Origin of the sequence: Cytobacillus oceanisediminis (assembly GCF_007830235.1) — a bacterium.
GTDB classification, from domain to species: domain Bacteria; phylum Bacillota; class Bacilli; order Bacillales; family Cytobacillaceae; genus Cytobacillus; species Cytobacillus oceanisediminis.
In genome coordinates this window covers 323277-335533 of the sequence record NZ_VLKI01000003.1, presented here as the reverse complement: position 1 = coordinate 335533, position 12257 = coordinate 323277, and the positions used below count along the sequence as shown (strand labels likewise).

11 protein-coding genes are annotated in these 12257 nt (G+C 41.0%); all 11 read right to left on the bottom strand.

Features of this window, described 5'->3' with window-relative positions:
* Nucleotides 1-85: 85 nt before the first annotated feature.
* Nucleotides 86-697 carry a TerD family protein gene (locus IQ19_RS08120; RefSeq protein ID WP_144541764.1) on the bottom strand — a complete coding sequence of 204 codons (612 nt, stop codon included), beginning with the start codon at nt 695-697 and terminating at the stop codon, nt 86-88.
* Nucleotides 698-749: 52 nt separating this feature from the next.
* A complete protein-coding gene (locus IQ19_RS08115) occupies nt 750-1856 on the bottom strand; it encodes a toxic anion resistance protein (protein WP_144541762.1) in 1107 nt (368 codons plus the stop codon).
* Between the two features lie 2 nt (nt 1857-1858).
* A complete protein-coding gene (locus IQ19_RS08110; RefSeq protein WP_144541760.1) occupies nt 1859-3502 on the bottom strand; it encodes a YceG family protein in 1644 nt (547 codons plus the stop codon).
* 589 nt (nt 3503-4091) lie between these two features.
* The gene (locus IQ19_RS08105) at nt 4092-4874 is read right to left on the bottom strand and encodes an HAD family hydrolase (RefSeq protein ID WP_242020939.1); all 783 of its coding nucleotides are present in this window, start codon (nt 4872-4874) and stop codon (nt 4092-4094) included.
* 2 nt (nt 4875-4876) lie between these two features.
* Nucleotides 4877-5995, bottom strand: a complete 1119-nt coding sequence (locus tag IQ19_RS08100) for a cysteine protease StiP family protein (RefSeq protein WP_144541757.1) — start codon at nt 5993-5995, stop codon at nt 4877-4879.
* Entirely contained in the window at nt 5988-7364 is a 1377-nt protein-coding gene (locus IQ19_RS08095) for a phosphoribosyltransferase family protein (protein WP_242020929.1), read from the bottom strand. Before IQ19_RS08095 ends, IQ19_RS08100 begins: the two co-directional genes overlap by 8 nt.
* Nucleotides 7291-8502, bottom strand: coding sequence for an HpcH/HpaI aldolase/citrate lyase family protein (locus tag IQ19_RS08090; RefSeq protein ID WP_144541755.1), 1212 nt, complete (start codon nt 8500-8502; stop codon nt 7291-7293). Before IQ19_RS08090 ends, IQ19_RS08095 begins: the two co-directional genes overlap by 74 nt.
* Before the next feature lie 136 nt (nt 8503-8638).
* Nucleotides 8639-9409, bottom strand: a complete 771-nt coding sequence (locus IQ19_RS08085; protein ID WP_144541752.1) for a TerC family protein — start codon at nt 9407-9409, stop codon at nt 8639-8641.
* A gap of 92 nt (nt 9410-9501) precedes the next feature.
* On the bottom strand, nt 9502-10083 hold the full coding sequence (locus tag IQ19_RS08080) for a TerD family protein (RefSeq protein WP_144541750.1): 582 nt from the start codon (nt 10081-10083) through the stop codon (nt 9502-9504).
* A 110-nt stretch (nt 10084-10193) separates the two neighbouring features.
* Nucleotides 10194-10781 (bottom strand): YpjP family protein, encoded by a 588-nt coding sequence (locus IQ19_RS08075; RefSeq protein ID WP_144541748.1) that lies wholly within the window; start codon nt 10779-10781, stop codon nt 10194-10196.
* 21 nt (nt 10782-10802) lie between these two features.
* Nucleotides 10803-11981 (bottom strand): LL-diaminopimelate aminotransferase, encoded by a 1179-nt coding sequence (locus tag IQ19_RS08070; RefSeq protein ID WP_144541988.1) that lies wholly within the window; start codon nt 11979-11981, stop codon nt 10803-10805.
* Nucleotides 11982-12257 lie beyond the last annotated feature (276 nt).

Genomic DNA, 12257 nt, shown 5'->3' with positions numbered 1-12257 from the left:
AAACAAATCATGGAAAATTGAGCGAAAATTCAAAAAGGACCCGGCTTGATAGCGGGTCCTTTTAAGTTATGTTATTTAGTTATTATTAAGTATATGAACGAACAACATCGGAAAGTCCTGGTGATGCCGTGCCAGTTCCAACAGCAGCAAACTTCCAATCGCTTCCATGACGGTAAATCTCGCCAACAATCAAACTATTTTTTCCGCTATAGTCATCTGTGAGATTGTAATGGATCATTTCCTGTTTGTTGGAAGAATTTACAACGCGGATAAACGCATTTTGAATCATTCCGAAATGCTGCTTCCTTTTTACGCTATCATAAATGTTTACAACAAAAACCATCTTGTGGATATGTGCTGGCACTCTGCTTAGATCAATCATTACCTGTTCGTCATCGCCGTCTCCATCTCCGGTGAGATTATCTCCCGTATGCTGAACGCTTCCGTCTCCGCTTCTTAAGTTTCCAAAATAAATGACGTCACTGTTGTTTCTTAGCTTCCCATTTTCACCAAGCATAATAACTGAAGCGTCGCAATCGATGTTCGCACCGCCGCCTCCGCCAAATAGTGATCCAAGAAGCCCGCCGCCTCCGCGGTTTTGAACAGGATCCCAGCCCAATCCTACCATTATTTTAGAAAGTCCTGGATTTCCTTTTGTTAAGTCGACGCGCTGTCCTTTTTGCAAGTTAATTGCCATAACATTTCCACCTCATTAATTTATTTTCTATTAATCAAAATGAGCAGTCAGGTTAACCTTGCTGCTTCATTTTTTTAAAATTATCCTGAAGCTGCTCAAGCCTTCTCGTACCTTCTTGACGCAAGCGCTTGTTTTCTTCTTCGATCGATTTTGTCTCCTGCATGCCCTTCATGATAATATTCCAGGATTCCTCAATTGTCTCGACCTTAATGCTTGGGCCGCCAGCCAGACGTGCGATATCTGCACTTTGGTTTGAAATATTTTGAGCATTGCGCACAAGCATTTCGTTGGTCCTTCTATCAAGCTCGCTCATAGAATCTGCAACAAGCTTTTGCCTTTTTGCAGCAACTGCCTGGATAAGGCCGTTCTTAAAGATTGGAATGGTTGTAACAAATGCTGAATTAATCTTTCCAATTAGCTTCGTATTCCCTCTTTGCAGGAGACGAATTTGCGGTGCTGTTTGCAGGGCAACCATCTTTGCCATTTCAAGATCGTAAACCCTTTGTTCCAGCAGCTCAATAGCGTTTCTTAGAGTATCAAGCTGCATGGATGCCATTTGGTCGCCTTGAGCAGCCCGGGCCTCAAGCTGTGGAAGCTGATTGGCCTTAACTTCATCAGCTTTCATTTGCCCGGCAACAGCGTACTTCTCAAGCGTCAAATAGTACTGGTAATTCTGCTCATACATTTGTTCCAGCATAGTAGTGGAGTCTACCATTTCATTTTGGTATTTGGAAATTTCAACATAGACTTTGTCAATTTCCTGTCCCATTGTCTGATATTTTCCAAAAAGCTTCTCAATCATTTTTTCTCCACGCTTGAAAAGCTTTCCAAATATCCCTTTAGATCCTTGCTCAAAATCCTTTTTATCAAATTTGTCCATAATCTTGCCAAGCTGCTTTAATAGCTCACCAGAATCTTCTACTTTCGTGGATCGCATATTGCTTAATATTTGATCAGAAAAGCGGGAGATTTGGACAGCCGGTTCTTTACCGAATTCCAGGATCTGAATCTGGTCCCTTTCGTCAATGGATCTGGCCAAATTTTGCACTTCGGGCTCCTGCCTTAATGCCAGCTTAATTTCAGATACCTTATTTTCCGTTAATTTGTCATCCTGAACCTGGGTTGTTAAATTTAAATCTGTTTGCTGAGTCGGATTCATTTTCAATCACCCTTTAAATTTTTTAATAATCCTTGAAAGAGGACCTTCTTCAGAAAAGAAGGCTCTTTAAATTCCTGTTCAAACACAACATCCTCCAGCCAGTGGACATCATATAGACCTTCGGCAATGAAATTTTCAATATCGTTATGTCCTGGGGGATTATATAGTACAAGATCCAGCCCAAATTGATTGAGCAGCAATAGAAGTGCTGCATCTGTTCTTACCATGGTCCCATTCAGCTCATTGTTGTATAGAATGATCTTTGGAACGTCCTGAGAATAATCAAATTGCTGCATTAGCTTTAATATGCTGGGCGGAATCTGCATGCTTTGTGTAAAGAGATAAATTTTCAGCTCCTCTTCCGATTCTTGGGGGAGGGGCTTTAAATATGGACGGGCACAAATATTCCTAATGGCCATCGCTATTCCGTTTTGCAGCCCGGTAGGCAGATGCTGATATTTCCAATAGTGGGCACCCGCCATTTTTTCCGGATCAAGCAGCCCTTCACTGTCCAAGGCATTTCGGTAATGGAACCGAAAATCATTATTAACGCTGTTTGTAAAAGGGAACCTTCTGATCAATAAACTTTGGTCATACTGGCTTATCGTTTGTATCCGATCCCAGTACTCCTTCCGGTTCTTGCTTAAACCTTGAATTTTCGAAAAAACAGAAGGAATGATGACCCGCCCTTCTTTCACTTCAAAATTCGGCCGGATCATGGCCTTCTCTTTTATTAAAATAAATAATTCATCATAGGTGGTTTTTAATGTGACAGAAGAAGGTGTATAATCCCGGAGCTGCCATGGTTTATACAATCCGGAGCCCTCATGGTTCAAGATTGTTTCTATTTCCCTTGATGCTCTGTAGGCAACTGTTGCGCTCCTTCTCCTTTTTTCTTTCGGAAAAGGCTCGGGCTTCTTCTTCTCTGGATAATGATGGACAAATGACTCCTGGATGTCTGTTCCTACTTTTGCAAGAAGATCCTCGCCTGATGGAGAAAAATAAATAATGTCGCAACCCAGACTTAACAAGTAGTACAAAAAATAAAAATGGCTCTTTTTCCCATCGCCGTACCATAGGATTTTAGGCATGGCTTTTTCGGGATCAGTTTTCTTAATCTGGTGTCCGAGATGGTTGAAGGACCACTTAATGACATCGACAAGTACCCGGCGAATTTCCTGATTCTTCAAACCATCCGGTTCACTTTCAGAAAACAGCTTCAGCATTTTGATCATTGCTTCTCTTATTTTTCTGTGCAAGGAAGGCACTGGCGATTTCATCAGCAGCTGTTCGCCGTCAAGAAAAGCAGCAAATCGGTTTATGGATAAATTTTGCTCGCGGTTAATATTCAGTACCTTTTGGATCGCTTGAAATTGCTGATTGTTTATTGTTTTATCAAGATGGTCTTCACTTAAAAGCAACAGGCCCGCATCTTCTGTGTGGGTAAGGTCGAATAGGCGGTTATAATAAACGTCTTCGTCCAAAGGAATTCCGAGAAAACGGGCAACAATTTGTCCGACATGGAGTGTGTGCTGTTCCTCAGAAAATTTCTCCCTCTCAGGAATGGGCTGTTTCAGCTGTGAAAGCCAGTTTTCATATGTAACCTGCAGCATGTGAGCTTTAATTTGACTATATGATGGGTTCATTTATATCCCTTCCCTCTATGAGCGAAAGATGGCTTAGCATTATTTAAAACTAGTAAATCAGCGCCTTTCCACCAAAGCGCCCGCGCTGGCAAAAATAAAAGCCGGCAGAAATATGTAAACTTATTACCATCATATCATAGGTATGTAAGCTTTTTCTAAATTAGATTTACTTTCTTCTACGTAATAACAGAGAAAAAAGTTTCATTTTAGGTAAATAATCATTGATTCCTGTATGCTAAGGTTTTATTTCCAGACCCTCAAATTGGCCGCTTTCACCTTTATTCCCGTCCCAGCATAAATTGGGAGTACCCCGCAGAAGAAGGTGAGTTAGTATGAGGCTGCTTTTTGGAAGAGCAAGATACCGAGGTATTGAGGATGATTTAGATATCATAAAAAATGTTTTGTGTTCAAGTTCTTTTGTTTTCATGGACGTCTTTTTTTGGTCTTTTCTTCTGGCAATGCTTACTTTTTCACTGCATCAATCACTCGCTATTGGCAGTTTAATATTTATAGGAGCTAATACGTTTGGCTTCTGCTTGTTTTTGGCTTTAAAAAAATGGCTGGGGGACCAGCCGGATTAAATTTTTTGCTAAATATTGTTCAATATGTCAGCCAGAATTTCTTCACCGGCTTTAACTCCCCTGTTATTGGAAATTTTATATGGAAGGCAAAGTGATTTATATTTGGCAAGCTCCCCATGGTTTGGCACATACGGATAATCGCAAAACTGCAGAAAATCATGGTCTAGCACTGAATCCCCCGCTCCATAAACAGAGCATATCCCTTCCCGGTCCTTAATAAACTTCACTGCCTCGCCTTTACATATTGGGTTAGGCATAAAATAAAGCTTTCGGCCCTGCAGGGAAACTCTCCAACCAAAGGATTCAGCCATACTGCTTATAACGCCTTGGGCTTCACTTGTTATTTTCTCGCTCAAGATATAATAAAAGAAAAGGTCATCAGCTGCTTTAAGGGTCCCGTTCAACTCATATCCTTTCGTTTTTTCTACCATATCCTCAAAAATGGCACACTCGGTCTTTAAACGACCCCGGACAAATGCCGCCCATTCCTCCATCGGGTTCCCATGAAAATGAATATTTGCCCCATTCGATGTAACAGCATAGGGTACCGGAAAATCTTCCTGAAAAATAAATACCCGGTTAAATTGTTCGTAAGTTCTTGTAGTAACAGGAACAAAGAGCATATGAGAGCAGACCTCTTTTAATTTCTCGTGCGCCTCCTTTGTCATGAAGGCAATTTCCTGTCCGTCTTTGCGCTCAACCCCTACTAAGCTGCCTCTGCCGGGATGTCCTAAATCAGCGAGTGCCCTGTCAGAATAAATAAGTGTTCTGTCCAAATCCGATGCAAACATTATCACTGTTCTATCCCCGCCTTTTTAATTAATCCGCAGCAGGTGTAGCTCATGTTGGGATAATGGATAATATCAACATTGCGCTCCACGGCCAGCATTACAATATGGCGGACATAGGGACTCTCCGGATCTTTCATCAGAATTTTCCAAGGAAGCCTTCTGAGAAGAACCCTAGTTGTCTCCCCAACACCAGGCTTCACAAAATTAATCGATTCAATTTTAAATTCTTCTTTAATTTCCCGGATCTCTTCCATTCCCTGAAAGGTTGCTTCCCCTGGGTTTTCCATCAGGACTGCCGCTCGTTCTGCAGCTTCTTGCTTAATGGATTGAAACTCATTTCCTACAGCTGAAAGATATTCATTCGAAACATCCGCACTCTCCAGCTCTTTATAATATTTGGCACCATGAAAATCACTAGGCCCAATTAAGTTATTATTCAAAACAGTTCTGCTTACCAGCCCGGAAACTGTCGAGTTTAGGCAGGCACTTGGAATTAAAAAGTCTTCCCTAGTCCCATAAAGAGTCGTGCAATGCCCAGGATCTGCAAGTACGGCCAATGTATCGTCCAGCAAAACACCGTAAGTTTCATGGAACCCCTTGCAAGCCTTGGTCAATTCTATCGAAATAGCCCCTTTTCCCGTCCAGCCGTCAACAAATTGTATATTGCTTCCAGGGTGGGTTTTTAAAATATGTTTAATTGCGTTTTCATCAATTCCCCTGTCCCTGATAATTGATATGCTGTAATGCGGCAGGTTCACCCCATAGATTTCAGAAAGATACCGTTTTATTAAAATGCCAACCGGCGTACCTGCTCTTGCTAATGAAACTAAAATCGTATTTTCACCTTTTAGTCTCCATAACTGTTCAGAAACAATGCCTGTGCACAAGGCTACTTTTCGTTTGTACTCTACAAGTGTTTCCCAGAAAATGCTCAGGTAATTTTCGGGAGGCTGGTACTCAATCGGCAGTGTTTCACTGTAATGCTGGCCGGACTGAATATTTTTTTCCCTTTGCTCAATTGTTCCCTCAAGAGAAAAGCTGCTTAAATCCTTTAATAAAAAAACGACATCATTTTCACTATATGAACCAAATTGATTCTTTTGATCTGCAGCTCTAGTCATTTGATTCACCACCATTGAAGAAAACGATCTTAATATGCTTAATATATTTCTTTATATTGCTGATAAGAGGTTCAAGTGCACTACTAGCTGTCTCTCTCTCAAAAAACAGAAATACCTCATCATAGCATCCTTCAGGAATGTTATAAACAAACTGAGCCATGTCTAGGTCTTCAGGATTTGGGAAAGAAAAACCAAATTGAGCACCGTAATTTCCTTCATTCTTTACAAAAATCGGGCTCCGGGTCGTTGAATGGAACTTAATCCCTTCCCCCATTAAAGAAGCGAGTTTCATCGGGATATACATAAACTCTCCTGTACCCAAGCATAATGTGTTCTGCCCATCCCGTTTACTTGAAAGAAACCGCCCAATCTCCATAAGTGACTGATTTAACCTGGTTTGGCCTTCCGCATCCAATCCAAACCGGCCGGATTCCTTTACATAAGGTACATGCCTAATATCTCCACCTAGAGTAATAGATGGTCCGGCCACCTGATTTAGCAGGTTCGGGAAATCTTTGTTTATATGAATATATGAAATTACCGCAGGATCTTCGTCTATTCGAGGTTTTGCATGATTTTCACTTGCATCAGGCGAACCTTCAATACGAATTCTTCCTTTTAAAAGTGAGACACTATGGATAATAATGCCCAATTCCTTTTCCAGTTGATCAAAGCCCTTCTGATCTTTTTCAGAACGCCAATCCAAAATAGATACAACTGTATATACTTTTCTGGGAAATCTGGCATGAATGGACCGGATAATATTGATAGCTGTTTTTCCGGTAGTCATTTCATCATCGACAAGGATAATTTCCCTTTTATTATCTAAAATAATTTCATCGATATAGCAGCGGTGTGAAGTAGCATGGGAATGCTCTTCTTCGAATGTAATAACAGGATCCTTATCCACTAGTTGCTCTCTCGTAGTATGAAAGAAATCCGCTTTTTTAAATGATTGGAAAAAAGCATGTCCAAGCGCGGTTGCTGTTTCTGCAAATCCAATAATAACCGGTCTTTCTTCGTCATCAATAAATGGACTTCCATTAACAGCCACTGTACCGTTCCTAAATGCAGAAAGAAGCTCAGCGTTTTTTCCTGTCTCCTTTTTCTTAACCTTTTCCATATAACGGTTGGCAAGCAGTTCGCCAGTCAAAAGGCCGATCTGCGGATTAATGGGAATATGCTTCCCAAGAACTTTGCTGACAAACAAAAAGGACCTTTTTTTATTAATCCTCGCCGCCATGATAAATAAGTCCTCTGCAGGAATTTCATATGGATTTTCCGTAATATCGATCTCAACGCTTAACGAGTTGAGGATCTGAAGTGAATGTTTCGTTTTGGAGAATGTCAATGTATGTGTATTCCTCATGCAGCACCCCGTAAATTTCAGATTTCAACAATATTTTTTTAGCCCAATACAAATGAGGCTTAATTTCATTCATTTTATTTTGGTAAGAACTTTTCATAACACCGGTTTTTCCACCTGCCTGATCCACAATGCTTTTCGCGTCCAGATACTCTTCAAGCGTCACAGTATTAAGAGCCTGTACAGGCCTGATATGGGTGGGGTGAATAATGGTTTTGCCAGTCAGGCCATTTGAGATATCCATGGCTATTTCCCTGATTAACCCGTCCATATGCATGTCAATCAAATCTGTACGCATTTTGATACCATCCTGACCCAGCCGCTCACGGAAAGGTGTCTGCCTGATCTGAGGCTTAAGAAGGCGTTCCTTCGACGAGAAATATTCCCATACAGGACCGGAGATAACGTACGGGTTGTCAGCACGCAAAAATACATTAATGATATCGGAAATACAATCCCTTATGACAGCGATATCGTAAACTGTTGTATCCGAGTTTCTGCGGATACCGTACAGGCCGCTAAAGTCAGTAGCTCCAATCCTGACATTAAGTATTAAATCCTCGTACCTGTCCAGAACCTTTTTAATGCCAATTAGTTCCTTAAGCCTAGTTTCCTTTTGAATGATCTGTTTTGTCTCCAGGATCGGCATTGCATATAAGCAATAACCACTGTCATTGAGGTTTTCGATTTCGCTTAATATTCTGCTCCCCTCTGCTGGAGAAAACTTGGGCAGCACGAGTCCTGTTAAGAGATGCAAACCATTTGGGATTCTGTTTTTCATTCTGAGGAGCTGCTCATAGCTTCTGATTCTCACAAAAATTAATGGGAGGTCATCTTCATGGAAAAGGCCTTTCGCCAAATCAATACTCAGGCTTTCTAGTTCTGAAGACAGCAGTTCTTCTGCCCTTTCAACCTCATCATCTCCTATGGCATCCTCCAGGCAAATGACCATTGAAGTCAGGCCGGAATGCTTTTTTGAGAGCAGATCCTGATGGATATTAGGCCTCGTTGCTGGCATATATAAGGTTGCCCCCATTGCATATGCCAGCAATTCCCTATCGGATCTTTTATTAAAATATCCAGGTTTTTTATAGAAGACCTGTTTTATTTCTTCATCCTTGAGATCGGAAAATAGTCTCATTTTTGCAGCTCCATTCTTTCTTTTGTGGGCAAAAAGCCATTACAATTAACCCCTTTTATGCAAAAAAGGATAAAAAGAAAGGGAGCGGACATGAGTCTGATCCCTTTTGCTGTTAGTTGGTTATAATTGTTTAAGATTAATTTGCAGTTTCTTGTTCTTTCTTCTTGTTTCTGTAGTGGACAACGAATGTTCCTGCAAACACAACAAGCAGAAGGATAAAGAAATGAACATGTTCTACATGAACTCCAAATACGCCTAAAAGCATCTTCGCTGCGATAACTAAAATTAATACATAAGCAGCAGTCTCAAGTTCAGGTATTCTATCAATAAGCTTCAAGAAAACTCCGGCAACCCCACGCATCATCAATACGCCAAGCATTCCGCCTAATAGAAGAACCCAAATTTCCTCGCTGATCCCAAAAGCCGCTAATACACTGTCAACAGAAAATGCGATATCCATCAGCTCAACAGCTGCAACAGTTCCCCAGAAGGTTCCAAACAGACGAACGAGCAAGCCCTTTTGATTGATGCCCTCTATTTCCTCATCTTCAGCACCAAGACCTTTTTTCTTGTCAATAAAGTACTTGATGGATAACCATGCCAGATAACCGGCACCTAAAATTTTAACCCACCAAAATTCAATTAGATAAACACCAATACCAATTGCAATGAAACGGAAAATATAAGCACCAAGCAACCCATAGAATAGCGCCTTTTTGCGCTGTTTCTCCGGCAAATGCTTAACCATAACCGCAAGTACCAGTGCATTATCCGCAGACAAAAGACCTTCCATAATAACAAGTGTCCCAATTAATCCCCAGCTGACCGGGTTTGATAAAACATCAACCCACATTTCCCAGTTGAAGAACTGGGCATAAGTATGAAGAATTCCCTCTATAACTGACATTCTTGTACTGTTCCCCCTAGATAACTCAATCTATTTTGTCCGTATAAAAGACCCGGCACTGCCGAGCCTGATTATGCAAATATACCTCTTAATTATCCTACCTGTAAACCAAAATCTTTTGCCAATGCAGCAAGGCCGCCCTGATATCCGCTGCCAATTGCACTGAATTTCCATTCTCCATTATGTCTGTATAATTCACCTACTACAAGTGCTGTTTCAATGGAGAAATCTTCACCAAGATCATAACGGATCAATTCTTCACCAGAATCCTCATTTAAGATTCTTACATAAGAATTAGAAACCTGGCCAAAGTTCTGGTTGCGTGCTTCCCCATCATGAATCGTAATAGTAAAAGTAATGCGCTGAACGCTTGCAGGTACATTCGCCAAGTCAATTTTCACCTGCTCGTCATCGCCATCGCCTTCACCTGTACGGTTATCGCCAGTATGTACAACAGCACCGCCAGCGCCAGTTGTGTTGTTATAAAAAACAAAATCGCCTTCAGAGGTTACTTTTCCATTATCTCCAAGAAGGAAGACGGAAGAATCCAAGTCAAAGTCGTTGCCGCCATCATATTTGTTCGTATCCCAGCCAAGACCGACTACTACTTTCGTCATTCCCGGGTTTGTCTTTGTTAAATCTACTTTTTGCCCTTTTGATAAGCTTACTGCCATTTCAAATCAAACCTCCATTAAATAGAATAAATGTATATACGGTAGATATTATGGAAAGTTTCAAAATCCATAAAATTATTTTTTCATAATATGAAATTTATTTCAATCTTTTAACTCATCCATTTCGGAGGAGTATTTTTGTCCCAGTAAATTGCGCCTAATTCGTGATGAGCCTGGAAGTTGTCATGGTGTGTATGATAATGGAAATTAAACCAATAACCCTGCTGCGGCGGATGATCCCTTCTTACATGGAAGCGGATGACGTCTTCATTCGTTTGGCTATTAGCGATATGGAAGATCTTTTCAGATACTCCTCCTCCAGGAGTTTCAGTTACCATTAAATGGGCCAGGCTTTCTTCAGGATATTGAACGGCAACGTCCTGTATCGCTTTTTCAATTTTCGGAAGAATAATTTCATTGAACTCATCTTCAATAACCGGGCCAATTTTTGTTCCGAATTTTTCATATGACTGCAGCTCTGCTTCTTTGACCATCTGCCTGATAAAGACTTCTTTATCAATAAACTTGTCTTCTTCCGCAGAAGATTCTGCACTTCCATCTGTATCTTCAACATCTGATGCTTTAGAAGCCTTTAACTGGTTCGTATTTTCATAGAGCAAGGCTTGAGGCGGTGTAACCATGCCAAAGGTTAAAATGGTTACCAGCACAACAAAGGATTTTCTCAGCCATTTTGGCATTCTTTTCATCCCCCTTCCCTTTTAAGCAAGGACTTTTTTCAATATACCGCTTTGTCCGATATTGGATACAGCCTGCTTCAATACTTTTTCAGGCTGAACGAGAGCAATTCGAACATACCCTTCTCCCCAGCTGCCAAATGCATTGCCTGGTGTTACCACAACATTCGCCCGGTTAATTAGTTCAATTGCAAATTCCTTGGACATGTATGGCGCAGGCACCTCTGCCCATAAAAACATAGAGCCTTCTGGCTTGCTGACATTCCAGCCGATTTCATTTAAACCATCTACCAAAACATCTCTTCTGGTCCTGTAAATATCCCTCAAGCTGTTTAAGAAGCCCGATTGATCTCTTAACGCTTTAGAAGCTGCAGCCTGGACCGGAAGAAATACTCCATAATCCAAATTGGATTTGAATTTAGCCAGCATTGTGATCAGCTGATTATTTCCGGCAGCATAAGCTACCCGGCAGCCAGCCATGTTAAAGCTTTTGGACAGGGAATTCATTTCCAGCCCAACTTCCATGGCCCCTTCTACAGACAAAAAACTTAGCGGCTTGTGTTCATAGTAAAGCTCCGAATAAGCAAAGTCGTGCACTATAACAAAGTTATACTTTTTAGCAAGACAAATGGCTTGAAGGTAAAATTCCTCAGTAGCCATCGCTGGAACAGGGTTACCTGGAAAATTCAATATCATTAACTTTGTTTTAAGAAGGATCTCCTCAGGAATTCCACCCAGATCAGGAAGAAACTTGTTTTCCTTTTTCAGCGGCATGGAATACATTTGAGCCCCAGCCATGCCTGCACCTGCAGCATAGGCTGTATATCCCGGATCTGGTACAAGAATATAGTCATCGGGATCACAGAGAACCATAGGCAAATGCACAAGTCCATCCTGGGAACCCATCAACAGAAGCACCTCGGAATCAGGATCAAGGGGAACCCCAAAGTTACTCTTATAATAGTCACAGACGGCGGAGTGGAACTCATTTGTCCCCGTTAAAGAATAGCCGTATAAATCCGGATTCAGCGAACTTTTAGCCAATTCATCTGTAATAAAACTTGGTGGTGGCAAATCAGGGCTTCCAATGCTAAGGTCAATCATCGGAATTCCGTCTGAAAGTTTAGAATTCTTAATTTGCGCCAGCTCCGCAAACACACTTTCCTGAAAAGATGCCATTCTTTTTGAAATGGGAAAATTCATCATATCGTTCCTCACTATGTATCTCTTTTCTATTTTTCTATTATACTGTTTTTTGGAGTAAATGAAAATTGATTTCATTTTTCGGCAGCTAAAACAATAGTTATATAGTGAAAAATAAATATCATGTGATTACAAGGCAATAAAGCGGGAATAATAGAAACAAATCGTTTTATACGAGTCCAGAAGAGGAAAAAGGGGGAAATCAGGATGGATTGGTCTCTTGTCTTTGTGATTGCAAGCTTACTGCTGATGGCTTATTTTGTTTATCTGGCCATT